This window comes from Roseobacter sp. HKCCA2468 (genome assembly GCF_037805105.1).
GTDB lineage: Bacteria > Pseudomonadota > Alphaproteobacteria > Rhodobacterales > Rhodobacteraceae > M30B80.
On sequence record NZ_JBBLYN010000003.1, the window covers coordinates 85456 to 108629 of the forward strand.

The 23174-nt window shown below is 58.9% G+C and carries 23 protein-coding genes; 16 read left to right on the forward strand and 7 right to left on the reverse strand.

What is annotated here, in order from left to right:
• Positions 1-105: 105 nt before the first annotated feature.
• Positions 106-1311, reverse strand: coding sequence for an aminopeptidase P family protein (locus tag AAC620_RS09020; protein ID WP_340244405.1), 1206 nt, complete (start codon positions 1309-1311; stop codon positions 106-108).
• A 163-nt stretch (positions 1312-1474) separates the two neighbouring features.
• Here AAC620_RS09020 and AAC620_RS09025 point away from each other — a divergent pair, with 163 nt between their 5' ends.
• From AAC620_RS09025 to AAC620_RS09045, 5 genes are read left to right on the forward strand one after another with little or no spacing between them, the layout of a single operon-like run.
• Positions 1475-2413 (forward strand): ABC transporter permease, encoded by a 939-nt coding sequence (locus AAC620_RS09025; RefSeq protein WP_340244407.1) that lies wholly within the window; start codon positions 1475-1477, stop codon positions 2411-2413.
• Complete coding sequence (locus tag AAC620_RS09030) at positions 2410-3231, forward strand: ABC transporter permease (RefSeq protein WP_445322459.1); 822 nt, start codon at positions 2410-2412, stop codon at positions 3229-3231. The genes AAC620_RS09025 and AAC620_RS09030 overlap by 4 nt, the downstream gene beginning before the upstream one ends.
• Positions 3228-4826, forward strand: coding sequence for an ABC transporter ATP-binding protein (locus AAC620_RS09035; protein ID WP_340244409.1), 1599 nt, complete (start codon positions 3228-3230; stop codon positions 4824-4826). Before AAC620_RS09030 ends, AAC620_RS09035 begins: the two co-directional genes overlap by 4 nt.
• Positions 4823-5563, forward strand: a complete 741-nt coding sequence (locus AAC620_RS09040; RefSeq protein WP_340244411.1) for an SDR family oxidoreductase — start codon at positions 4823-4825, stop codon at positions 5561-5563. The genes AAC620_RS09035 and AAC620_RS09040 overlap by 4 nt, the downstream gene beginning before the upstream one ends.
• 10 nt (positions 5564-5573) lie before the next feature.
• Positions 5574-6575, forward strand: a complete 1002-nt coding sequence (locus AAC620_RS09045) for a P1 family peptidase (RefSeq protein ID WP_340244413.1) — start codon at positions 5574-5576, stop codon at positions 6573-6575.
• Here AAC620_RS09045 and ruvB read toward each other — a convergent pair whose 3' ends face one another.
• The 6 genes from ruvB to AAC620_RS09075 form a co-directional block, all read right to left on the reverse strand.
• On the reverse strand, positions 6576-7610 hold the full coding sequence (gene ruvB, locus AAC620_RS09050) for a Holliday junction branch migration DNA helicase RuvB (protein ID WP_340244415.1): 1035 nt from the start codon (positions 7608-7610) through the stop codon (positions 6576-6578).
• A gap of 1 nt (position 7611) precedes the next feature.
• Positions 7612-8295 (reverse strand): Holliday junction branch migration protein RuvA, encoded by a 684-nt coding sequence (ruvA, locus tag AAC620_RS09055; protein WP_340244417.1) that lies wholly within the window; start codon positions 8293-8295, stop codon positions 7612-7614.
• Complete coding sequence (gene ruvC, locus AAC620_RS09060; protein ID WP_340244419.1) at positions 8292-8795, reverse strand: crossover junction endodeoxyribonuclease RuvC; 504 nt, start codon at positions 8793-8795, stop codon at positions 8292-8294. Before ruvC ends, ruvA begins: the two co-directional genes overlap by 4 nt.
• 86 nt (positions 8796-8881) lie before the next feature.
• Positions 8882-9754 carry a 50S ribosomal protein L11 methyltransferase gene (locus AAC620_RS09065; RefSeq protein ID WP_340244421.1) on the reverse strand — a complete coding sequence of 291 codons (873 nt, stop codon included), beginning with the start codon at positions 9752-9754 and terminating at the stop codon, positions 8882-8884.
• Between the two features lie 7 nt (positions 9755-9761).
• On the reverse strand, positions 9762-11012 hold the full coding sequence (locus AAC620_RS09070) for an MFS transporter (protein WP_340244655.1): 1251 nt from the start codon (positions 11010-11012) through the stop codon (positions 9762-9764).
• 46 nt (positions 11013-11058) lie between these two features.
• Positions 11059-12459 carry a YcjX family GTP-binding protein gene (locus AAC620_RS09075; RefSeq protein WP_340244657.1) on the reverse strand — a complete coding sequence of 467 codons (1401 nt, stop codon included), beginning with the start codon at positions 12457-12459 and terminating at the stop codon, positions 11059-11061.
• A 131-nt stretch (positions 12460-12590) separates the two neighbouring features.
• Between AAC620_RS09075 and truA the strand changes: the two genes are divergently transcribed.
• From truA to tilS, 11 genes are all read left to right on the forward strand, one after another.
• The gene (gene truA / locus AAC620_RS09080) at positions 12591-13370 is read left to right on the forward strand and encodes a tRNA pseudouridine(38-40) synthase TruA (protein ID WP_340244423.1); all 780 of its coding nucleotides are present in this window, start codon (positions 12591-12593) and stop codon (positions 13368-13370) included.
• Entirely contained in the window at positions 13367-15547 is a 2181-nt protein-coding gene (selD, locus tag AAC620_RS09085) for a selenide, water dikinase SelD (RefSeq protein WP_340244424.1), read from the forward strand. Before truA ends, selD begins: the two co-directional genes overlap by 4 nt.
• A gap of 42 nt (positions 15548-15589) precedes the next feature.
• Positions 15590-16225 carry a hypothetical protein gene (locus AAC620_RS09090; protein WP_340244426.1) on the forward strand — a complete coding sequence of 212 codons (636 nt, stop codon included), beginning with the start codon at positions 15590-15592 and terminating at the stop codon, positions 16223-16225.
• 2 nt (positions 16226-16227) lie between these two features.
• Positions 16228-16617 (forward strand): tol-pal system-associated acyl-CoA thioesterase, encoded by a 390-nt coding sequence (gene ybgC / locus AAC620_RS09095; protein ID WP_340244427.1) that lies wholly within the window; start codon positions 16228-16230, stop codon positions 16615-16617.
• A 182-nt stretch (positions 16618-16799) separates the two neighbouring features.
• Positions 16800-17492 carry a protein TolQ gene (gene tolQ, locus AAC620_RS09100; RefSeq protein WP_317655619.1) on the forward strand — a complete coding sequence of 231 codons (693 nt, stop codon included), beginning with the start codon at positions 16800-16802 and terminating at the stop codon, positions 17490-17492.
• Positions 17492-17983, forward strand: a complete 492-nt coding sequence (gene tolR / locus AAC620_RS09105; RefSeq protein ID WP_317655620.1) for a protein TolR — start codon at positions 17492-17494, stop codon at positions 17981-17983. Before tolQ ends, tolR begins: the two co-directional genes overlap by 1 nt.
• Before the next feature lie 5 nt (positions 17984-17988).
• On the forward strand, positions 17989-19008 hold the full coding sequence (locus AAC620_RS09110; RefSeq protein ID WP_340244430.1) for an energy transducer TonB: 1020 nt from the start codon (positions 17989-17991) through the stop codon (positions 19006-19008).
• A complete protein-coding gene (gene tolB / locus AAC620_RS09115) occupies positions 19005-20351 on the forward strand; it encodes a Tol-Pal system beta propeller repeat protein TolB (protein ID WP_445322460.1) in 1347 nt (448 codons plus the stop codon). Before AAC620_RS09110 ends, tolB begins: the two co-directional genes overlap by 4 nt.
• 125 nt (positions 20352-20476) lie before the next feature.
• Positions 20477-20974: a peptidoglycan-associated lipoprotein Pal gene (pal, locus tag AAC620_RS09120; protein ID WP_317655623.1), complete on the forward strand. Its 498-nt coding sequence runs from the start codon at positions 20477-20479 to the stop codon at positions 20972-20974.
• A 5-nt stretch (positions 20975-20979) separates the two neighbouring features.
• The gene (gene ybgF / locus AAC620_RS09125; protein ID WP_340244433.1) at positions 20980-21861 is read left to right on the forward strand and encodes a tol-pal system protein YbgF; all 882 of its coding nucleotides are present in this window, start codon (positions 20980-20982) and stop codon (positions 21859-21861) included.
• Positions 21862-21887: 26 nt separating this feature from the next.
• Positions 21888-23153, forward strand: coding sequence for a tRNA lysidine(34) synthetase TilS (gene tilS / locus AAC620_RS09130; protein ID WP_340244435.1), 1266 nt, complete (start codon positions 21888-21890; stop codon positions 23151-23153).
• The last annotated feature ends 21 nt before the right edge of the window (positions 23154-23174 follow it).

The window sequence follows — 23174 nt, forward strand, 5'->3', positions numbered from 1 at the left end:
CGTGCGTTCCGCAAGCCTGATGTCAGCTTATGCCATGCAGGGGGCAAGGTTGAAGCAGAAACTTCAACGGACTGGGGCGGCCACCTGACCGCCCCTTCCGATAGATTACCCCACCACGTTTTCGGCAGGGCCGTATGGATAGCCCGTGATATCCTCGGCCCCATCCTTGGTGATGATCAAAATATCATGTTCGCGATAGCCGCCCGCGCCTGCCATTCCCTCGGGGATTGTCAGCATAGGCTCCATGGAAATCACCATGCCTTCTTCGAGAACAGTGTCGATATCCTCGCGCAGCTCAAGACCTGCTTCGCGGCCGTAATAATGGCTTAACACCCCAAAGGAATGGCCATAGCCAAAACTGCGATATTGCAGCAAATCGCGTTCCGCGAAGAAATCATTGATCGCATGGGTGATCTCAGCACAGCTGACACCCGGCTTCATCAGGCTCATACCCAATTCATGCGCCTCGATATTCGCCTGCCAATAACCAAGGCTTGCCGCATCCACTTCGCCCACAAACATCGTGCGCTCAAGCGCGGTGTAATAGCCCGAGATCATTGGGAAGGTATTGAGGCTCAGGATATCACCGCGCTGTAAAACCCGCCCCGTGACAGGGTTATGCGCGCCATCGGTGTTAAGCCCCGATTGGAACCACACCCAAGTGTCCCGATATTCGGCATCGGGAAAGCGTTTGGCGATTTCCAGCTCCATCGCATCGCGGCCTGCCATGGCGACATCAATCTCGCGCACCCCCGCCTTCACGGCGTCTCGAATGGCATAACCGCCCACATCGGCAACTTGCGCGCCTGCGCGGATCAACTCGCGCTCGGCGACAGATTTCACCATGCGCTGGCGCATCGTAGCAGGCGCGACATCGGCGGTGGATTTTGGCGCCAAGAACTCATTGAGAAGCGCAAATTGGCTCAAGACCAAATGATCGGCTTCGTAACCAACTGCCTTGCCCTGCCCCGCGACATGGGCCACGGCGCGCCAGTAATTGTTGCGCTGCCAATCGGTATAGGTGATCCCATCACAGGCGCAGCGCCGCCATGGCTGCCCCGCATCAATACCCGCAGAGATCACGACCGCCTCAGATGCGGTCACAACCAACGCATAGGGGCGGCCAAAGGCACAGTAGAGAAAACCCGAGTAATAGGCGATATTGTGCATCGAACTCAGCACAACCGCATCTAGGCCTTGCGCATCCATAATTGCGCGCAGCCCCATCAGGCGGGCGTCATACTCAGCTTGAGAAAACGGAAGAATGGCTTTTTCGCCATTGTGGAAACGGAAGAATTCAGGTCGCTGCATCGCCGACCCTCCTTTGACAGAAGACCCCGGCGTTCAGGGCGGTTAAGGTCTGCCATGGGACGACGCCATCGTCCCCAACCTCGTGGCACTATCTGCCGCGAAAGCCTTGAGTCGCGCAAGTCCCCTCTAGCGGCCTAGCACGCCTTCGGGCTAAGGTTTTGCCATGTTGAGCTATTTTCTCAGTCGGGCGCTTGCGATGATCCTTAGCCTTGCCGTGGCAAGCGTAGTTATCTTTTGCCTCATTGAGGTGATCCCCGGTGATCCTGCCAGTTTCATGCTTGGCCTAAATGCCACAGACGAGGCGGTTGCAAACCTTCGGGCGGAACTGGGCCTCGATGGGGGGCTTCTGCCCCGATATCTGGCATGGGTCGGGGGCATGGTGCAGGGAGATTTTGGCCTATCCTACACCTATCGCGTGCCCGTGGCCGATTTGATCCAAGATAGGCTTGCCGTTTCACTGCCCTTGGCCATTTACGCGCTGATCCTGTCAACTGCCCTCGCGATCCCTGTGGGGGTGCTGGCCGCGGCCAAGCGCGGCGCATGGCCCGATCTTGGGGTGATGGCGGCTGCGCAAATCGGCATTGCGATCCCCAATTTTTGGTTTGCGATGCTGTTGGTGCTGCTGTTCGCGATACAATTACAATGGGTGTCGGCAGGTGGATTTGCGGGATGGGACAGTTTCGGGGCGGGGCTCGCCTCGCTCACGCTGCCCGCCTTCGCCTTGGCCCTGCCGCAGGCGGCCATTTTGGCGCGGGTTTTGCGTTCGGCCCTCTTAGAGACATTAGAGCAAGACTATATCCGCACCGCCCGCGCCAAGGGCCTAAGCCGCAGGCAAACCCTATGGCGTCATGCCTTGCGCAATGCAGGCATTCCCGTGATGACGATCTTAGGCCTTCAATTCTCGTTTCTTCTTGCGGGCGCCATTATCATCGAAAATGTTTTCTTTCTTCCTGGGCTTGGTCGCCTGATCTTTCAGGGCATCACCCAACGCGATTTAATCGTGGTCGAGTCGGTCACCATGCTGCTTGTGTTCGCCGTGATCCTTGTAACCTTTTTGGTTGATCTGGCCTACGCCGCCCTTGATCCTAGGCTGCGCAGATGAAGGTGCAGCGATCCTTGATCCTTGGCGGTGCGATCAGCCTGTTTTTCCTTGCCCTCGCCACCCTTAGCCTCCTCTGGGTGCCCCATGAGGTCACAAGCCTTGCGATTGCCAATCGCCTGCAAGGGCCAAGCGCCACCTATCTGCTTGGCACGGATCAATTCGGGCGCGATGTCCTATCTTTGCTGATGGTGGGCGCGCAAACCTCTATTGCGGTGGCGGTGGCGGCCATTGGCATTGGGGCAGGCATTGGCGTGCCTTTGGGTCTGCTGGCGGCAGCACAGCATGGGCGCTTTGGCGATGAACTGATCATGCGGGGCAATGATCTGATCTTTGCCTTTCCCGCGCTTGTGATCGCCATTCTGATCACTGCAACCTACGGCCCCTCGGCGTTTAACGCGATCCTTGCAATTGGCATTTTCAATATCCCCGTCTTTGCCCGCGTGACCCGGGCAGGGGCGCTACCACTTTGGACATTGGATTACATCCTTGCCGCGCGTGTGGCGGGAAAATCCAAGTTTAGGATCAGCCTTGAACATATCTTGCCCAATATTCTGAACCTGATCATCGTGCAGGCCACGATCCAATTCAGCCTTGGGATTCTGGCTGAGGCCGCGCTCTCCTATGTTGGGCTTGGGGCGCAACCGCCAACCCCCAGTTGGGGCCGCATGTTGGCCGAGGCGCAAACCATGATCTACACCCATCCGATGCTGGCCATTCTGCCCGGGGCCTGCATCATGGCCTTGGTTCTTGGCTTGAACTTGGCGGGGGATGGGCTGCGCGATCACCTTGACCCGAGACTGGAGCGCGCCCTGAAATGACCGCTTCGCCCCGCCTTAAACTGAAGAACCTGACAATCACCCATGACGGGGGTGCATTGGTTTCTGATCTGTCCTTGACGCTCGCCGCGCATCGGATCACCGCCTTGGTTGGGGAATCTGGATCAGGCAAATCGATGACGGCGCTGGCGATTATGGGCCTATTGCCCCAAGGATGCAGCGCGCAGGGTTCGGTTCTGCTCAATGGCATTGACAGTCTCTTGGGCCTGTCAGATCGAAAAATGTGCCAGTTGCGCGGTCGAAGGATTGGGATGATTTTCCAAGAACCCATGACCGCGCTGAACCCCGTTCTGCAAATCGGCGCACAGGTGGCCGAAACCCTTATGGTGCATCGCATCAGTCCCAATCGGCGGGCCGCAATGGCGCAGGCGCGCACCGTTTTAGATCGGGTTGGCTTGGCGCAGATCGCGCTTGATCGTTATCCGCATGAGCTGTCTGGCGGACAAAGGCAGCGCGTGGCCATTGCCGCTGCGATCGCGGCAGCGCCCGATGTTTTAATCGCGGACGAGGCGACAACCGCGCTTGATGTCACCACGCAACAGGGGATTTTAGCACTTTTGAAAACCCTCGTTGCCGAGGATGGCATGGCGCTTTTGCTGATCACGCATGATCTGGCCGTTGTGGCCTCGATGGCTGACGAGGTGGCGGTGATGAACCAAGGCCGCATCATTGAAAAAGGCGAGACAAAGCGGCTTTTGTCCCGCCCGCGCGACCCTTACACCAAGGCGCTCTTATCCGCTGCCCGCCCCGCCCCAAAAGAGACCGAACCCCTGACAAGCGAGACACTCTTATCCGTGGAAGGCGTCAGTCGCATCTATCCGCCCAAACGCCTAGGCTTGCGAAAATCTGAACCCTTCGTTGCAGTGCGTGATGCAAATCTTACCCTTAAGCGAGGGGAATGTTTGGGGATCGTAGGGGGGTCTGGATGCGGAAAATCCACGCTCGCCCGCGCCATTTTGGGGCTAGAGGCCGCGCAATCAGGGAAGATTGTCTTAGACGGCACAGAGGTGCATCCGAACATGCCGCTTGAAAATCGGCGACGTCTGTCAATTGTGTTTCAAGACCCCTATGGCAGCTTTGACCCCCGTTGGCGGGTGGGGCGCGTGATCGCGGAACCGCTTGATCTGCAAAATGTCCCATCTAATGAGGTCACATCTCGCGTTGCAACTGCACTTGAGCAGGTAGGCCTTTCGCCTCAAGATGCGCAAAAATACCCGCATCAATTCTCAGGCGGGCAAAGACAGCGCATTGCCATTGCCCGCGCGCTGATCACGCGACCCGATATCGTGGTGCTTGATGAGGCGGTTTCAGCCCTTGATGTCTCCGTGCGCGCACGGGTTTTGGATTTGCTGAAATCGCTGCAACAGGAATTGCAGCTTTCGTATATTTTCATCACCCACGATCTCACGGTTGTGGCCCATATGGCCGACACTATTGCGGTGATGGAAAATGGGGTGATTGTCGAACAGGGGCCAGCGCCCCAAATTCTATCTGCCCCCAGACATCCTTATACACAAAACTTACTCAACACCGCGCCCCGCTTGGACGCGGCCCCACAGAAAGGGACAGTTTCATGAGGCTTGCAGGAAAAACCGCAATTGTAACGGGCGGCGCATCGGGATTTGGCGCAGGGATCGTGCGCAAATTCCGCGCCGAAGGGGCCGAGGTGATGATTGCCGATCTCAATGGCGCGGCAGCCCATGACATGGCCCAGGCCACGGGTAGCCTTGCCCATGAAACCGATGTCGCCAAGGGCGAGAGCGTGGCCGCCCTCGCCCAATCTGCGCTTTCCGCGTGGGGGCGTATTGATATTATTGTGAACAATGCGGGCATCACCCATCTGCCGCAGATGATGGAAGATGTTACCGAGGAGATGTTTGACCGCGTCCTCGCGGTGAATGCGAAATCTGTTTATCTGATGGCCCGTGAAATCGTTCCGCATATGAAAACTGCACAAGCGGGCACGATCCTCAATATCGCCTCAACTGCAGGCCTCAGCCCACGCCCCAAGCTGAATTGGTATAATGCCTCCAAGGGCTGGATGATCACCGCAACCAAGGCGATGGCGGTGGAACTGGCCCCGCAAGGTATCCGCGTCAACGCGCTATGCCCTGTGGCGGGGGAAACCCCGCTTTTGTCCAGTTTTATGGGCGAGGACACGCCCGAAATGCGGGCAAAATTTCTATCAACCATCCCTTTGGGCCGGTTTTCCACGCCCGAGGATATGGGCAATGCTGCGTGCTTCTTGTGCTCGGATGAGGCCTCAATGATCACAGGTGCCGCCTTGGAGGTTGATGGCGGGCGCTGCATCTAAGGGGATGGCGATGTTTGAGAAAGGCGCGAAAAACTTAATCACCGATGTCGCGGGCCTATATGTCGGCCACGCTCAGGATGACGTGATCAAAACAGGGGTCACTGTTCTGACAGCCGAGCGCCCCTTTGTGGCAGGGGTGCATATCATGGGCGGTGCGCCTGGCACGCGAGAAACGGAGCTCTTATCGCCTGAGCGATTGGTGCAGGAGGTGGATGCACTGGTTCTCGCGGGCGGGTCTGCCTTTGGCCTTGATGCGGCCTCAGGTGTGATGGATGGCTTGCGGGCCGCGGGGCGCGGCTTCGCCGTTGGCGATCAGCTTGTGCCAATCGTGCCCGCCGCAATTCTCTTTGATTTGATCAATGGTGGTGACAAAGCATGGGGTCAGAACCCCTATGCCGCCTTGGGACGTGCGGCGTTTGAGGCGGCATCCCCTGATTTTGTCCTTGGTACAGTGGGCGCAGGAACAGGGGCGCTGACCGCTGACCTCAAGGGTGGGCTTGGCTCAGCCTCGGTCACCTTTGACGGGATCACGGTGGGCGCTCTGGTCGCTGTCAACGCATTGGGCCGCGTGACTATAGGCGATGGCCCGCAATTCTGGGCAGCCCCATTTGAAATGGGTGCAGAATTTGGCAGGCTTGGGACTGGGGCGCTTGGGACAGGGGCGTTCGATCCATCCGCATGCCCCTTGGTCAAAGGGCATCGGGACGGGGCAACCACCATCGCGATTGTGGCGACAGATGCCATCTTGACCCAAGCGCAAGCCACCCGCATGGCCACCGCCGCGCATGATGGCATGGCGCGCGCGATTTACCCCGCGCATACGCCGATGGATGGGGATTTGGTCTTTGCCGCTGCAACGGGCGCGCGCGCCCTTCACGATCCGCTCATGGATACGCTGCATTTGGGAAATGCGGCAGCCCTGTGCCTTAGCCGCGCGATTGCCCGCGCGGTCTATGAGGCCACCCCTGCAGCACATGATCCCCTGCCCACATGGGCCGAGAAATTTGGCTGATCATTCAAAAAGCCCCGTTTGCGCAGCCGGGGTAGGAACGGGCAGCCCGAGATGCGCAAAGGCCGATTGCGTCAGCATCCGCCCCCGCGGGCTGCGCGCAATCAGGCCTTGTTGCAAGAGATAGGGTTCAACCACCTCTTCGAGCGCATCGCGGCTTTCGGAAAGGGCGGCTGCAAGCGTTTCAATCCCGACAGGGCCGCCGCCATAGGATTCGGCGATCAGGCGCAGATAGCGCCTGTCGGCGCCATCCAGCCCAAGCTTATCGACCCCAAGCCGTGTCAACGCGCGATCCGCGATTTCAGCGGTGACACGCCCATCCCCCTCAACCACCGCAAAATCGACCACGCGGCGCAATAAGCGGCCTGCAATGCGCGGGGTGCCGCGCGCACGCTTGGCGATCTCCCGCGCCCCTTCCTCATCGGCAGGGGCGCCCATCAGGCGCGCGCCACGGGTCACAATCTGCTCCAACTCGGGCGTGTCATAATACACCAAACGCGTGGGGATGCCGAACCGATCCCGCAAGGGCGTGGTCAACAGCCCCAAGCGGGTGGTGGCCCCGATCAAGGTAAAGGGCTGCAATTCGATGCGCACAGATCGCGCGGCAGGCCCCTCACCTATAACCAGATCCAGTGCAAAATCCTCCATCGCGGGATAAAGCACCTCTTCGACTGCGGGGTTCAGGCGGTGAATTTCGTCAATAAACAAAACATCACGCGGCTCAAGATTGGTGAGGATCGCGGCCAAATCCCCCGCTTTTGCCAAAACGGGGCCCGAGGTCATGCGAAAATTCACCCCCAATTCGCGCGCCATAATTTGCGCCAAGGTGGTCTTGCCCAAGCCCGGGGGGCCATGAAACAGCACATGGTCCATCGCCTCACCGCGCTTGCGGGCACTTTCGATAAACACCCGCAAATTTGCCCGCGCTTCGGCCTGACCAATAAACTCGGTCAGAAGTTCAGGACGCAAAGCGCGATCTTCGCGCAGATCATCCTGCGGGTGCGGATCGGGGCGCAATGTTGGATCAGGCGTGCTCATATCAATCCTTCGAGGCCAAGAGGCGCAGTGCCGCGCGGATCAGTGCAGGGGTCGTATCGGCCTCGTCTGCCGCGCGCGCAACCGCACTTGCCGCGTCAGAGGGGCCATAGCCCAAATTGGTCAGGGCTGAAATTGCCTCAGCCTGACTTTGCGCATCGGCCTGCGCGGTTGCAGGCGGCGGCGGTGCCGCAGGGGTGGATACAGGCCCCTGCGGGCCTTCCACCACGGGCGCAGGGGCATTCTGCGTCAAATCGCGGGCCAGACTGCCACCCATCGCCATCAAAGCGGGGCCTTTATCCTTTAGTTCATTGACCACGCGCTGCGCCAATTTCGGACCCACACCAGGGGCTGCTTTGACCGCGCCCCAATCCCCAATCGCAATGGCACGGGCCAAGGCCTCTGTACCAAGCGCACCCGAAATTGCCATCGCGGCTTTGGCCCCCACGCCCTGAACAGACACCAACAAACGATGCCACTCACGATCATACGGGGTTAAAAACCCAAAAAGCTGCAAAAGGTCTTCGCGCACCAGAAGTTCGGTGTAAAGGCTTGCCACCTGCCCCGCATTCGGCAGGTTCGCAAGAGTGCGTTCTGAGCAATAAACCACATAGCCCACGCCACCGACATCCAAAAGCACATGGTCACTGGCGCGGTAATCCACGCGGCCTGTCAATTTCCCGATCACAGGCTTGCCCCCACTGCTTTCATGATCCGCGTCTGCGATTGCGCATGATGGGCATGACATATCGCAATCGCCAAAGCGTCAGCAGCATCCGGGGATTTTGGCGCGCATCCGGGCAATTGCAGGCGCACCATATGTCCAATCTGATCTTTATGCGCGTGCCCCACCCCAACCACGGTTTTCTTTACTGTGTTTGGCGCATATTCAGCCACAGGCAAGCCTGCCTTGGCAGGGGCCAACATCGCAACACCGCGCGCCTGCCCCAATTTCAACGTAGCCGCGCCATCACGATTGACAAAGGTCTGTTCGACTGCCGCGCAATCTGGTGCAAATTCGGCAAGGACGGCGATTAATCCATCATATAGCGCCAAAAGACGCGGGGCGAGATCACCGCCCACCCCTTCGATAACGCCATTTGAAATGTGGCGTAGGCGCGGGCCATCCGCCTCGATTACGCCCCACCCAAGATAGCGAAGCCCTGGGTCAATACCGATGATACGCATGGCCTGCTCGCCCTTTGTGGTTCTTTGCGTCAGCTTAGCCCATCAATAGCACGAAACAAGAACATTCAACAAGCGTGGCGTGCCCATCACCCCATATAGCGCAGTGTCAGCGCCGCCCATTCCCCATGCTCGGACGCATAAACCCGCTCGAACCCTACCGCGAGATAGGCGGCAGTGACATCCTCAGCCTGCTCCAACAAAAGGCCTGACAAGATCAAATAACCGCCCTGCGCGGCATGACGCGCCATATCGGGGGCCAGTTCGATCAGTGGCCCCTTTAGGATATTGGCAAAGATCAAATCAAAGGGCGCGCGGGCTGCAAGGGTGGGATGATCAAACCCTGCGGCTTGCACAGCCTCGATCCGATCTGCGAGGTCATTTGCTTGGGCGTTTACACGGGCGACATCAACCGCGATCTCATCAATATCAGAGGCCAGAACAGTCTGCGGAAAGACCCGTGCCGCAGCCAAGGCCAAGACCGCCGTGCCACAGCCAATATCAACCACATTTTTGAAAACATGGCCCTCAGTGAGCAGGCGATCAAACGCAATCAAACATCCAGAGGTGGTGCCGTGATGCCCTGTGCCAAAGGCCATTGCGGCCTCAATCAGCAAGGGCACGGCATCGTTTGGAACTGTATCGGCATCATGGCTGCCGTAAAGGTAAAACCGCCCCGCGCGCACAGGGTGCAATTCACGGCGCACCTGCGCGACCCAATCAGTTTCGGGCAATTCTGAAACGACAAATTCCCGCGCGCCATGCGATGCCGCCAAAAGCGCCAATCCGATCTCATCGGGGGCCTCAAGGAAATAGCCGCCCACCTCCCAACGGCCAGAGCCGTCTTCGATCTCAAAAACCCCTACGCCATAGGGCGCGGGATCAAGTGCCTCTATGGCCTCACCCAAGGCTTCGGCGGCGGATTTAGCAGGCAATGTGGTAAAGGCGGTAAAGGTCGTCATAAGCACCCTATTTGATCACGGTGGTGATGGGCGCAGCCACGGGTAAACCGCGCCGCGCAAGTAAGGTTTCATTCCCCGCCTCTGGATGACGCGGCACCAAAAGCGACAAGGCGAAAGATGTGGCAGCCATCCCTGACGCAAGCAGGAACACCGCAATCGGTGAGGTCAGCCAGATATACCCCAAGATCGCAGGCAAGAACACCGCAGCGATATGGTTGATGGTAAAGGCCACGGCGGCGGTAGGCGCAATATCAGCGGGATCTGCGATTTTCTGAAAATAGGTTTTGATGGCGAGGGCCAGCGCAAAAAAGATGTGGTTGCCGACATAGAGGACCGCCGCCATACCCACGCCCCAATCAAAATGATAGAGGCCCGCATAAAGCAGGAAAATCACGAACAAGCCCGCATATTCAAACATCAAGGCCGCACGTTCCCCAAAAAAGGCAACAGCACGACCCAGAAGCGGGGCCGCGATCATATTGGCGACCAATGTGACCATGAACAGCGCTGTGATCTCATGCACGGCAAAGCCATAGCGCTCGACCATCATGAAGCCTGCAAAGACCACGAAAATCTGCCGCCGCGCGCCCGACATAAATTGCAGCGCATAATAGAGCCAATAGCGGCGGCGCAGGATCATTTTGCGGTTCTGCGGGGTTGGGCCCTCAAATTGGGGGAAGGCGAAAAATGCAATCACTGCAACCAAAGCGGTAAAGCCGCCCGCCAACCCATAGACCAAGTCATAGCTCAAATCATAAGCACGCCATGTCAGCACGATTAACCCATAGGCCAAAAGCGTGGCCAAAGACCCCATCGACATCAGCCAACCAATGGTCTGTGGCGCGCGCTTTTTGTCAATCCATTGCAATTGAAGCGATTGGTTGACTGTCTCGTAATAATGGAACCCGATGGAGGAGATCAGGGTGACAATCAACAACCCCCCCAAGGAGGGGAATTGCGAGGTCAGCGCCGTGGCCAGACCCAACATAACCAAGGACAAAAGCGCCAATTTCTGCTCGCGGATCACAAGCAATAAGGCAATCACGCCAATCGCGAGAAACCCTGGAATTTCGCGCACTGAATGCAGCCATCCTATGTCGGCCCCGTCAAACCCTGCCGCCTCAATCACAAAATTATTGAGCAATGCAGACCATGTGGCAAAGGCCACAGGCATCGCAAAAGCCATCAGGAACAAAAGAACCTGCGGGCGCTGCCAGCGCGGCAAATGTGAGGTTTCAGAGAGGGGCACGAGCTTCATAGACTTTGCCATAGGCCCGAAGGGCTAGGCTTGGCAATTGAAACTTTCACCCCATACGATCTGCCAAAAGAAATTCCGCCGCCGCATCAAGGCGAATATGCGGCGGGCCAAGCCCCGCGCGCAGGCTTGATATAGGCGGGGCGAAATCTGTCACCGCGAATTCATGATCCGACCAATCCCGCGCGCCTTCGCGTGCAGGGGCAAGGATATGGTCGGGATGGTCGGGCAAGTGCCCCGCATAAAGGGCGCGCATCTGATTAGATTGCCCAACACGGCCCCGCACCAGATCAACCTCGGCCCCGTCTAGAACGCGGCTTTCCTCAACGGTGCTGCGCAGGCCTGCAATCGCCATAGCCCGCGTTTTCGCCCCCCGATAATCGGCGCGCTGTTTGGCCTCTTGCACCAAAGCCTCAAGAAGATTGGCATAGGCCTGATGCTGGGATTGATGCAGATAATCTGCCTTGGTGGCGGCAAAAAGGATACGATCGGTTTTTTGCCCCAAGAGCGCCGCCAAAGGGCCATTCGCGCCGTGGCGAAACACCGACAAAATACCCGCCATTGCCTGTCGCAGATCTTCTAAGACCTCAGGCCCACCTTGCATGGCGCTGAGCAGATCCACCAAAACCACTTGACGATCAATGCGGGCAAAATGCGCGCGAAAGAACGGACGCACGATTTGCGATTTATAGGCCTCAAAGCGCCGCGCGGCCTCGCGCGCGATTGTGCCACGCCTCAGGGCCTCAATCGGCAAGGGGCAAAAGGTAAGCGCGGGGCTGCCTTGCAATTCGCCCGGCAAGATAAAACGGCCGGGGGTCAATTGGCTGAACCCCGCCGCGCGCGCCGCGTGCAGATAGGCGGTGAAACTTTGCGCAAGGGCCGAGGCCTGCATCTCATCATGGCGCGTCTCAGCCACGGCTTCGGTGGCCATCGCCAAGAAATCTCGTGCTTCGACCAAGTTCTGCGCCTTGGCGGAAATCTGCGCCAAGCTGGCCTTAGACCATTGCGCGTAGCTTTGCGTCAGCAGTCCCAAATCCAACAACCATTCACCCGGATAATCAGTGATATCCAAATGCAAGCGGCGTGGGCCCGTCAGACGCGCAAGCCGTGATTTTGGCGTGACGCGCAAGGACAAGCGCAATTGCGAAACGCTGCGCGTGCCAATCGGCCAATGCGCCTCTGGCCCCGTCATCGCGGCAAGATGGCTTTCGTAATCAAACCGCGCAACCGTATCATCGGGTTGTGGTTGCAGGTAGGCCGCTTCAATCCGACCTTCGCGCTCGGGCGAGAATGCCGCCATGCGGCCGCGCTCCATCAAATTGGCCACGAGAGAGGTGATAAACACCGTCTTTCCTGCGCGAGACAGCCCTGTCACCCCCAAGCGCAGGCTTGGGTCTGAAAAGGCGCGCGTCAATGCTTCGCCCGTGCTCTCCACGCTGTCACGCAGCATATCGCCCAAAGATGATATCACGCTTGGCCTGCCCCCATCTGATGCCTTGCGCAAAGATAGGATGCCAAAGCCGCCATGGATAGGGGGTCATGGGCAATTGCATGGCGCGCGCGTTTCCGTTAGCCAAAGCCATGGCCCGTTATGCGCTCAAAGTCGAATATGATGGTCGCCCCTTTGCGGGGTGGCAACGTCAGGCTGATCAACCCTCGGTGCAGGGTGCGATTGAGGCTGCGCTTGCACAGCTTGAGGCGGATGTGCCCTCCATCGCTGCGGCAGGGCGCACAGATGCAGGCGTTCATGCCACGGGTCAGGTCGCGCAATGTGACATGGCCCAAGAGTGGCAGCCCTTTCGCCTGTCCGAGGCGCTGAATTATCATTTGAAACCTTTACCCGTGGCAATTGTGGCCTGTGCGCCCGTGTCAGAGGATTGGCACGCGCGGTTTTCCGCAGTTGAACGGCGCTATACCTATCGGCTGATCAACCGCCGCGCGCCCTTGACCCTTGATGTGGGGCAGGCATGGGCCGTCAAGCAGCCCCTTGATCTTGCCGCCATGCAAGAAGCCGCGCGCCATTTGATCGGCAAGCATGATTTCACAACCTTCCGTGCCTCTATCTGTCAGGCAAAATCGCCCGTCAAAACCCTTGATGAGATACGGATTGAGGCCTTCCCGCGCGGCGATGCGGTCGAATTTCAATTTCACCTGCGCGCGCGCTCGTTCCTGCATAATCAAGTGCGCTCGATTGTCGGCACGCTTGAGCGGGTTGGGGCGGGATCATGGTCGCCTGACGATGTGCGCATCAGCCTAGAGGCGCGCGATCGGGCCGCCTGCGGCCCTGTTGCGCCGCCAGATGGATTAATCCTGACGGGCGTGGGGTATCCAGATGATCCGTTCAGGGGTCAAGGATCATGACCCCCACCGCTTGGCCCGTGACCCGCGAAATTGTGCTTGTGGGGGGCGGGCATAGTCACGCGCTGATCGCGCGCATGTGGGGGATGCAGCCACTTGCGGGTGCGCGCTTGACCCTTGTCTCGCCAAACCCAACGGCGGCCTATTCAGGGATGCTGCCCGGTGCGATTGCAGGGCATTATCAACAAGACGAAATTGAGATTGATCTGGTTCGCCTTGCCCGTTTCGCCAATGCCCGCCTCATCCTTGCCCCCGCCATTGGGATTGATCGAGCGGAAAAACGCCTGCATCTCGCAGGGGGTAGGTCTATTTCCTATGACATAATGTCGATTGATATTGGCATTACGACTGATATGCCCGCCTTAGCAGGCTTTGCAGATCATGCCGTGCCCGTCAAACCTCTCGAGGAGTTTGCAGCCGCATGGGAGGGCTTTCTAACCCAAGCGCCCAATCCTGCACGCATCGCCCTTATCGGTGGCGGAATTGCGGGGGTTGAGGTCGCCATGGCCGTGGCGCACCGCCTGCGCACCATAGGGCGCAAGCCCGAGGTGACGATATTTGAGCGCGCACAAGCGTTGCAAGAATTGCCTTCGCGCGCGGCACGGCTTCTGCGACAAGACTTGCGCACCCAAAACATTACCCTGCGCGAGGGCGTTGAGATCACCGAGATCACCGCGCAAATGATCCATCTGCGAGATGAGCCTCCGCTGCCCTTTGATTTGATCCTTGGCGCGGCAGGCGCGCGGGCGCATCCGTGGCTGGCACAGACAGGGCTTGCCCTGAAAGATGGGTTCATCCGCGTGGGCGCCGATCTGCGCAGCGTGACAGACCCCGATATTTTCGCCACGGGGGATTGCGCGCATTTTGATCATGCCCCCAGGAGTAAGGCGGGCGTTTATGCGGTGCGCGCGGCAAAGCCGCTGTTTCACAATCTGCGCGCGGCTGCGATGGGGCGCAGTTCGCACACCTACCAGCCGCAACGCCATTATCTCAAGCTGATTTCCTTGGGCGATAAGCGAGCCATTGCCACGCGCGGAAGGGTGTCTGCATCCTTTCCCTTTCTGTGGATGTGGAAAGACCAAATTGATCGCAAGTTCATGCAACAGCTGACGCAGTTGCCTGAGATGGCGGCACGACCGCAACCGCCACAAGACCACGCGCTTGGCATAATCGAGGCCATGGGGCCAAAACCGCAATGCGGCGGCTGTGGCGCAAAACTGGGCCAAGCCGCGCTTGAGGCCGCCCTGCCCCCACCCCCAACCCACCGCAAAGACATTGAGATTGGGCGGGGGGATGATGCGGCGGTGCTGCATATGGGCGGTGCGCGCCAAGTGATCAGCACAGATCATCTGCGCGCGTTTTGCAATGACCCTGCCGTGATGGCGCGCATCACTGCCATTCACGCACTTGGCGACATTTGGGCCATGGGGGCTGCCCCGCAATCGGCCTTGGCAATGATCACCCTGCCCCCCTTATCAGAACCGCTGCAAAGTGCTTGGTTGACCGAAATCATGTCAGCCGCCGCCGAGGTGATGTCAGCGGCAGGGGCCGATATTATCGGCGGCCATAGTGCGGCGGGGGCGGAACTGAGCATCGGGTTCACAGTCACAGGTCTTGTTACAGATCGCGCAATCGGACTTAGAGGCGCGCAAGCAGGGGATGCGCTGATCCTGACCAAACCCATTGGCACAGGCGTTCTTCTGGCGGCAGAGATGCAAGGATTGGCAAAGGGCGGCGACATTGCGCGCCTTTATCAGGGACTTACGACACCGCAGGGGGCGGTGGCGGATATTCTCGCCCCCCATGCGCGCGCCATGACCGATGTGACGGGGTTCGGCCTTGCAGGCCATATCATGAATATCGCCCGCGCCTCGGGCGTGGGGGCGCAGATTTGGCTTGATCAAATTCCTCTCTATCAAGGCGCGCTTGATTTGGCGGCGGCGGGGGTGCAATCGACCCTCTACCCGCAAACCCGCGCGCATCTTTTGGGGCAAATACGGGGCACAACATCGGGCCCGCGCGCCGATCTGTTATTTGATCCTCAAACCGCAGGCGGGCTTTTGGCAGCCCTGCCCCAAACCGCCCTGCCAGAGGTGCAAGCGGGACTTCAAGCCACAGGTCACACCGGATGGGTTATTGGCGAGATAACGGATCAAACTGGCACGCTAGAGATCAGCTGAGGGGATTGAACCACAGCCCCCAAGCCGCTAATCCCGTGGCCTATGACCCAAGATGAAGTCACACCCTATTTCACCCGCGCTGATGGCAGCTATCTCTTCGCCCGTTGGGGTCGGCCTATCGCCCCTGTGGTGTTTGGGGTTGAGGATGCGACCGTGTCCATCGTCAAGGGCGCGCTTGAGGCGGTTGTCGCACTTGCCGGCCACCAGATGGCCGAGACAGATCCCGAACTGGGCGCGAATTTCATGATGTTTTTCATCCGTGATTGGGACGAGGTGCTTGCCACACCCAATATGGATCGCCTGCTGCCCGATTTGGCCGAGATCATTGCGCGGCTCAAAGCGGTAGATGCCAATCAATATCGCGCATTTCGGTTTGATGCCGATGGTGGCATCAAAGCGGCCTTTGTTTTTGTGCGCATGGATGCGGATTTATCGCGTCTGCCTGCCGATACCATCGCGCTGTCACAAGCGGTGCAGACGATTTTACTTTGGTCGGATCAAGCCTTTCTAGGGCAATCCCCACTGGCCGCAGGGACCGATGGCGCGGCGCGCCTGAAACCTGAAATTGCCGCGATTATTCGCGCAGGCTATGATCCTGTTATGCCCGTCTGCGCGCAAGACAGCACGCATGGCCTACGCATGGCGGCACGGGTGGCTGTCTTGGAGCATAGAAATTGAGCATGACGCATCACTGGCCCATCCGTGTTTATTACGAAGATACCGATCTGGCGGGGATCGTCTATTATGCCAATTACCTAAAATTCATTGAGCGCGCCCGCAGCGAGATGGTGCGCGACCTTGGTATTGATCAAACGGCGCTCAAGGCCACCCAAGATATCGTGTTTGCCGTGCGCCGCGTTGAGGCTGATTACCGCGCGCCCGCAAAATTCGATGATGAATTGGTGGTTGAAACCAAAATTCTGCGCGCAAGCCCTGTGCGCTTGGAATTGAGCCAAGATGTCATGCGCGCAGGCACCGTGATCTTTGCCGCCAAAGTCACCCTCGCCACCATCAATGGTCAAGGCGGCGTGGCGAAACTGCCGCCCGAAATGCTGTCGAAATTCTGCTAAGCCCTGAGAGCAAGGATTTGCCAATCACGCGGGCTTGAGCGCGCGCCCATTCCCAAGTGATTTTGAACCTGATATAGGGGAAAGCGAACCCATACTGAGTGCCGCAAAAAGAACGGCGCCGATTTGGGGGTGCTTTGCCCAAAAGGCAAGGTCGGGCATCGAGGCAAATAGAAAGAACGGGCATGGACGCTACAACGCTTAGCATGGCGCAAGAGGCTGATTTCACCCTCATGGCGCTGTTTTTCCGCGCATCCTTTATTGTGCAGGCCGTGATGATCGCACTGATCGTGGCCTCAGTTTGGGTCTGGGCGATCACGATCAACAAATTTCGGATTTATCGCCGCGCAAGGCAAAACACAGCGGATTTTGATGCAGCGTTTTGGTCGGGTCAGCCGCTTGATTTGCTCTATGATCAAATCGCCGAAAGCCCGCAATCGGCCGCGGAACGTGTCTTTGTGGCGGGCATGGCCGAATGGCGCAACTCGCTGCGTGACGATGGCGCGCTTATCCCTGGTGTGCAGCAGCGCGTGGATCGCTCAATGGATGTGGCGATTGCCCGTGAAGCAGAGCGCCTAACCGCGGGCTTGACCTTCCTTGCCACAACAGGCGCAACGGCACCGTTTGTTGGCCTCTTTGGTACAGTTTGGGGGATCATGCGATCCTTCCAAGAAATCGCGATTTCTGGCAACACATCCCTTGCCGTTGTGGCGCCTGGTATTGCCGAGGCCCTGCTTGCAACGGGTCTTGGCCTGTTGGCCGCGATCCCTGCCGTGATTTTCTACAACAAACTGTCGTCCGACTCAGATCGGATCATTGCAGGCTATGAGAGCTTTGCAGATGAGTTTTCCACCCTCTTGTCACGGCAGCTTGACTGATGGGGGCCTCGGTTGCGCAAAAATCAGGCGGCGGTCGCAGACGCGGCCGCAGACGGGCGGGCAGCAGCCGCGCCATGTCCGAAATCAACGTCACGCCTTTCGTGGACGTGATGTTGTGCCTTTTGATCATCTTTATGGTGGCCGCCCCGTTGATGACTGTTGGTGTGCCGATAAACCTGCCAGACACTGCCGCAGAAGCCCTGCCCAGTGAGGAAGAAGAACCGCTCACTGTAACCATCGCCCCCGATGGGCGGGTGATGATCCAAACCACCGAAGTTTCGCGGGATGAACTGGTCACGCGGCTGTTGGCCATTGCAGGCGAACGCGACAGCACGCGCATTTTCCTGCGCGCGGATGGCGCGATTTCCTATGAGCAAGTGATGCAAATCATGGGCGCGCTGAATGCGGGCGGCTTTCGCGAAATTGGCCTTGTGACCGATGCGGGCGGGCCTGCGCTGGATGGCGCGGCGGGCAGCGGGCCTGAGGGGTAGGTTTGATGCGGCGGGAGCTTTATGTCTCGGCTGGGCTGCACATCGCGCTGCTCTTATGGGTGGCGTTTGGAGATATTTTGTTTCACCGCAACACGGAAACCGATTTTCAGGTGACAGGCGTTCAAATCATCTCAACCGCTGAATTTGAGGAACTCACTCAAGCGGCGAGCCTGCCGCCTGCGCCCGAACCCGCGCCAGAGCCCACGCCAGACCCTGCACCGCAACCAGAGGTGCAACCCGAGGTGCAACCACAGCCCCCAGAAATAAGCGCACCCCCTTTGGGCGCAGAGAATGCGCCCCCGTCAAACACGCCAACACCCGAGGCTGCGCCGCGCGTGGCACCAACACCCGCGCCTGCACCGCCGCCTGATGCCGAAATCGCGCCGACTGTTGTCGAGGCAACCCCTGAGCCTGATACGCCGAGTGAAACACCCGTTGAGCAAGAGGTGGCCCAAGCCCCCGAAGCCGCAACGACCCAGATCGTAACAGAGGCCGAAACACCCGCAGCAAGCCTTGCACCGATTGCGTCACCAGTGCCGACCGCACGGCCACAGCGCCCCACACCCGAACCAACACCCGAACCAGAGCCGCAGCCTGAGCCTGAACCCGCGCCTGAACCTGCTGACCCGCTCGCTGATGCGATTGCGGCGGCGGTTGCAGATGCGGTCAGCGCCCCTGCGACACCCTCCGTCCCCTCTGGCCCGCCGCTGAGCAGCGGCGAGGTGGATGGTTTGATCGCCGATGTGCGCGCCTGTTGGAATGTGGGCGCGCTATCCTCCGAAGCGCAGCGCACAATTGTCACCATCTCGGTCACCTTGGGCCAAGATGGGCGGCCAGATGCGGGGTCTATCCGAATGATCGACAGTTCTGGTGGCTCGGATGCATCGGTCTCCCAAGCATTTGAAGCAGGACGCCGTGCAATTTTGCGCTGTGGCGCAAACGGGTTTAACCTGCCCCCAGAAAAATACGACCAATGGCAAACCATCGAGATGGTCTTCAACCCCGAACAGATGAGGCTGAGATGAAGGCGCAGTTGATTACAGTTTTTCGCGGCTTGGGGCTGTGCCTTGCGCTTGGCGCAAGCAGCCTACCCGCATGGGCCCAAGGTGCAGGCGGGCCTTTGCGCATTGAGATCACCGAAGGTGTGATTGAGCCGCTCCCCTTCGCCCTGCCCGTCTTTATCGCGGATACGCCTGATATGGCTGATGCCGCCCAAGATATCACGCGGGTGATTGCCGCCGATCTGCGTGGCACAGGCCTGTTTCGCGAAATCCCAGCCGAGGCCCATATTTCCACAATCACCAGTTTTGACAGCCCCGTGCAATTTGCCGATTGGCAAGCCATCAATGCCCAAGCCCTGATCACGGGTTCGGTGGGCCGCACCCCAGAGGGGCAGATGGTTGTGCGTTTTCGGCTTTTTGATGTGTTCTCACAACTGCCACTCGGAGATGGGCTGCAATTCGTAGCAACGCCCGAAACATGGCGGCGCATGGCGCATCGGGTGGCAGATCAAGTCTATAGCCGCATTACAGGCGAAAGCGGATATTTCGACACGCGCGTGGCCTTCATAAACGAGGAAGGCCCCAAAAACGCGCGGCTCAAGCGTCTGGCCCTGATGGATTATGACGGCGCGAATGTTCAATATCTAACAGATAGCAGCGCGATTGTTCTTGCGCCCCGCTTTTCGCCAGATGGACGCAGCTTGCTCTACACATCCTATGAAAGTGGCACGCCGCGCATCTATCAGATGGATATTGCAAGCGTGACCCACCGTCCTTTGGCCGATCTTCCTGGAACTATGACCTTTGCCCCACGCTATTCCCCTGACGGGCAGCGCGTTGTGTTTTCGGTCGAACGGGGCGGAAATAGCGATATTTATGTGCTTGATTTGGTCACGGGCACGCAGACACGTTTGACCGAAGCGCCTTCGATTGAAACGGCACCAAGCTTTTCACCAGATGGCAGCCAAGTCGTGTTTGAAAGCGACCGCTCTGGCAACCAGCAGCTTTACATCATGCCTGCCACAGGTGGCCCTGCGCAGCGTATCAGCCGCGGCAGTGGTCGTTATGGCACCCCCGTCTGGAGCCCGCGCGGCGACTATATCGCCTTCACCAAACAAGAGGCAGGGCGGTTCCATATCGGCGTCATGCGCATTGATGGCAGCGAAGAGCGTCTTTTGACAGCGTCTTTCCTTGATGAAGGGCCAACTTGGGCTCCGAATGGGCGCGTGGTTATGTTCACCCGCGAAACTGCAGGCACAAATGGGGCGCCTGCGCTTTATTCGGTCGATATTTCGGGGCGCAACCTTCAGCGTGTCGCGACACCGGGAATGGCGTCCGATCCCGCTTGGTCGCCGCTGTTGCAATAACCCGCACGTGATTGGCCAAATCATTATGCCCGATTCACAACGCGCTTTGGACATGTTACACAGGGCCAAAGCGGTGCCCACAATCGGGGTGGAATGACCTGCCCCTTGTCTTAGGAATGTAAACGATGAAACTTTTGGTAAAATCAACTTTGATGGTTGCGATGCTTGGTCTTGCAGCCTGTTCGCAAGCAGGGCTTGGCGGCAATGGCGCAAGTGGCCAATATGGCGCGGGCGCAGGCGGGAATTACGACCCTGCAAGCCCCGAATATTTCAACCAAACCATTGGTGACCGCGTGTTCTTTGCGGTGGATCAATCGAACCTGTCGGCTGAGGCAATTGCGACCCTAGACCAACAGGCGAACTGGCTGTTGAGCAATCCAAACTACACCGCGATTATCGAGGGCCATGCGGATGAACAAGGCACGCGCGAGTATAACCTTGCGCTTGGCGCGCGCCGCGCGGCATCGGCACAGGAATATCTAATCAGCCGTGGGGTCGCGCCCAATCGTCTGTCGACCATCTCTTATGGTAAAGAGCGCCCGATTGAGATTTGCTCGAACGAAGCGTGCTATAGCCGCAACCGCCGCGCGGTGACGGTGATTGCCGCAGGCGCGGGGGCCTAAGCGATATGCTCAAGCGGGCGCTGATCTGCGGGGTAATGGTCATTGGCCTTGGGGGCGGCATGCCCCCCCATGCGGCCTTTGCCCAAACTGACCAAGCCCAAAGCCTTGCCGATATTCGGCAAGAGCTATCGGTGCTTTACTTCGAGATACAGCGCCTCAGGCTTGAGCTCTCAACAACGGGCGGGCCAAGCCTGCCCGCAGGAACAGCGAACCCGCTTTCGCGGCTTGATGCCATTGAGGCGGAATTGCGCCGTATGACCGCCGCAACTGAAACGCTGCAATTGCGCATCGAGGCGATTGTGGGGGACGGCACCAACCGCATTGGTGATCTGGAATTCCGCCTTTGTGAATTGGAACCTGACTGCGATATCGCAACGCTGGGTGACACGCCCTCCTTGGGCGGTGTTGCCCCCGATGGGGACACAGGCACGCCCTTGGGCCAAGGCAGCACCCTTGCGCCCGCGCCAAGCACCGGCGGGGCCAGCGATGGCCCGCAATTGGCCGTTGCGGAACAATCGGATTTTGACCGCGCCCTTGCGGCCTATGATGCGGGCAATTGGGCAGAGGCCGCACAAGCCTTTAGCCGCTTCGCAGAAACTTATCCGGGCGGCCCATTATCGGGCGAAGCGCATTTCCTGCGCGGTGAGGCCGAAGTCCAGCAAGGGGCTTGGAGTCGTGCAGCCCGCGCCTTTCTTGACAGTTTCTCAGGCAGCCCCGATGGCCCGCGCGCGCCTGCGGCCTTGGCCCGCCTTGGGCAATCCTTAGGCGAATTGGGCCAAATTGAGGAAGCCTGTATCACGCTGTCGGAGGTCGCTACGCGCTATCCAGAGGCACGCAGCGAAATTGCGGCCGCCGAAGCAACGCGTGCGGCGCTTGCGTGCAATTGAGCCTGAGCGATAAATTTCACAGTGAGATGGCGCGGCTATGCCCCGCGCCTTTACCGCCAGTTTTGGCCATCATGGTTTCAGGTGGCAGCGATAGCCTTGCCTTGATGATGCTGGCCCATGACTGGGCCGCAGAGATGCGCCAAGACCCTGACAATGGCCCCGTGACGCTGATTGCGATTACTGTGGATCACGGACTACGCCCCGAAAGCGCCGCCGAGGCGGAAGGGGTGGCGAAAATCGCGCATGATCTTGGGATTGATCACGTCACCTTGCAATGGAAATGGGATGGCGTGGGCAACTTACAGGCCGCCGCGCGCGCTGCGCGCTATAGTCTTGTTCAAGAATGGCGCAGACGCAAACGGCCTGAAATTGGCGCGATCCTTGTGGGCCATACCCGTGATGATCAGGCGGAAACCTTTTTGATGCGCCTATCGCGCGGATCGGGCGTTGAGGGGTTGTCAGCGATGAAAGCCCTGCCGCTCTCGCATAAGGCCGCAGATGCGGCAGGGGCTGCCCCAGTTATTCGCCCAATCCTTTGGGCGTCCCGCGCTGACCTGCGTGCGGCCCTGCAAGCGCGCGGGATGGGGTGGGTCGATGACCCCTCAAACGAGAACGAAGATTATCTGCGCGTGCGCACGCGCAAGGCGATGCGCGATCTGGCCGAAATTGGTCTCGATGTCGACACCCTTACGCGCACGGCAGACCACATGGCCCGCGCCAGCGTTGCACTTTGGGCGCGCGCGGCGGATGTGGCACGCGATGTTGTCACCGAACCCTATCCAGGCATTCTGCAGTTTGACCTGACGCGCCTTGAACGGATTGAAGAAGAAACCCAATTGCGCCTCTTGGCGCATGGGATTGGGTGCTTGACCCAAGCCCCCTACAGGCCCCGCCTCAGCAGCCTAGAGGCCTTGGCAGACGCCGCATATGCGGGGCGCGGGGCAACGCTTCAAGGGGTGCAAAGTTTTGTGCAAGATGATGCGCTGGTCTTGGTGCGTGAATTGCGCGCAGTGGCCGATTATGAATGCCCTGCAGATGGGGCGTCTGCGTGGGATGGGCGGTGGCGCATCAAAGGGCGCCGTTTGGGCGAGGCTGTGATCCGCCCCTTGGGCGCGCAAAGCCTTGCTGCGCTTGAGTTGCCAAAGGGTTTGCCAAAGGCCGCGTTTCAGTCTTATCCCGCGCTTTGGGCGGGCCAAGCCTTGGTTGCCGTGCCCTATTTGGCGCGCGAGGGACTATGCGCCCCGCAATATGATCCATCGGCAGAGTTCCACCGATCCATATTATCGCATTGAAGTCAGCCAAAGCTTCTTTAT

What these genes read in the sequence shown, in the direction of transcription:
- AAC620_RS09020 (WP_340244405.1), bottom strand. Translation starts at nt 1,311, where the DNA reads ATGCAGCGACCTGAATTCTTCCGTTTCCACAATGGCGAAAAAGCCATT.
- AAC620_RS09025 (WP_340244407.1), top strand. Translation starts at nt 1,475, where the DNA reads ATGTTGAGCTATTTTCTCAGTCGGGCGCTTGCGATGATCCTTAGCCTT.
- AAC620_RS09030 (WP_445322459.1), top strand. Translation starts at nt 2,410, where the DNA reads ATGAAGGTGCAGCGATCCTTGATCCTTGGCGGTGCGATCAGCCTGTTT.
- AAC620_RS09035 (WP_340244409.1), top strand. Translation starts at nt 3,228, where the DNA reads ATGACCGCTTCGCCCCGCCTTAAACTGAAGAACCTGACAATCACCCAT.
- AAC620_RS09040 (WP_340244411.1), top strand. Translation starts at nt 4,823, where the DNA reads ATGAGGCTTGCAGGAAAAACCGCAATTGTAACGGGCGGCGCATCGGGA.
- AAC620_RS09045 (WP_340244413.1), top strand. Translation starts at nt 5,574, where the DNA reads ATGTTTGAGAAAGGCGCGAAAAACTTAATCACCGATGTCGCGGGCCTA.
- ruvB (WP_340244415.1), bottom strand. Translation starts at nt 7,610, where the DNA reads ATGAGCACGCCTGATCCAACATTGCGCCCCGATCCGCACCCGCAGGAT.
- ruvC (WP_340244419.1), bottom strand. Translation starts at nt 8,795, where the DNA reads ATGCGTATCATCGGTATTGACCCAGGGCTTCGCTATCTTGGGTGGGGC.
- AAC620_RS09065 (WP_340244421.1), bottom strand. Translation starts at nt 9,754, where the DNA reads ATGACGACCTTTACCGCCTTTACCACATTGCCTGCTAAATCCGCCGCC.
- AAC620_RS09070 (WP_340244655.1), bottom strand. Translation starts at nt 11,012, where the DNA reads ATGAAGCTCGTGCCCCTCTCTGAAACCTCACATTTGCCGCGCTGGCAG.
- AAC620_RS09075 (WP_340244657.1), bottom strand. Translation starts at nt 12,459, where the DNA reads ATGCTGCGTGACAGCGTGGAGAGCACGGGCGAAGCATTGACGCGCGCC.
- truA (WP_340244423.1), top strand. Translation starts at nt 12,591, where the DNA reads ATGGCCCGTTATGCGCTCAAAGTCGAATATGATGGTCGCCCCTTTGCG.
- selD (WP_340244424.1), top strand. Translation starts at nt 13,367, where the DNA reads ATGACCCCCACCGCTTGGCCCGTGACCCGCGAAATTGTGCTTGTGGGG.
- AAC620_RS09090 (WP_340244426.1), top strand. Translation starts at nt 15,590, where the DNA reads ATGACCCAAGATGAAGTCACACCCTATTTCACCCGCGCTGATGGCAGC.
- ybgC (WP_340244427.1), top strand. Translation starts at nt 16,228, where the DNA reads ATGACGCATCACTGGCCCATCCGTGTTTATTACGAAGATACCGATCTG.
- tolQ (WP_317655619.1), top strand. Translation starts at nt 16,800, where the DNA reads ATGGACGCTACAACGCTTAGCATGGCGCAAGAGGCTGATTTCACCCTC.
- tolR (WP_317655620.1), top strand. Translation starts at nt 17,492, where the DNA reads ATGGGGGCCTCGGTTGCGCAAAAATCAGGCGGCGGTCGCAGACGCGGC.
- AAC620_RS09110 (WP_340244430.1), top strand. Translation starts at nt 17,989, where the DNA reads ATGCGGCGGGAGCTTTATGTCTCGGCTGGGCTGCACATCGCGCTGCTC.
- tolB (WP_445322460.1), top strand. Translation starts at nt 19,005, where the DNA reads ATGAAGGCGCAGTTGATTACAGTTTTTCGCGGCTTGGGGCTGTGCCTT.
- pal (WP_317655623.1), top strand. Translation starts at nt 20,477, where the DNA reads ATGAAACTTTTGGTAAAATCAACTTTGATGGTTGCGATGCTTGGTCTT.
- ybgF (WP_340244433.1), top strand. Translation starts at nt 20,980, where the DNA reads ATGCTCAAGCGGGCGCTGATCTGCGGGGTAATGGTCATTGGCCTTGGG.
- tilS (WP_340244435.1), top strand. Translation starts at nt 21,888, where the DNA reads ATGGCGCGGCTATGCCCCGCGCCTTTACCGCCAGTTTTGGCCATCATG.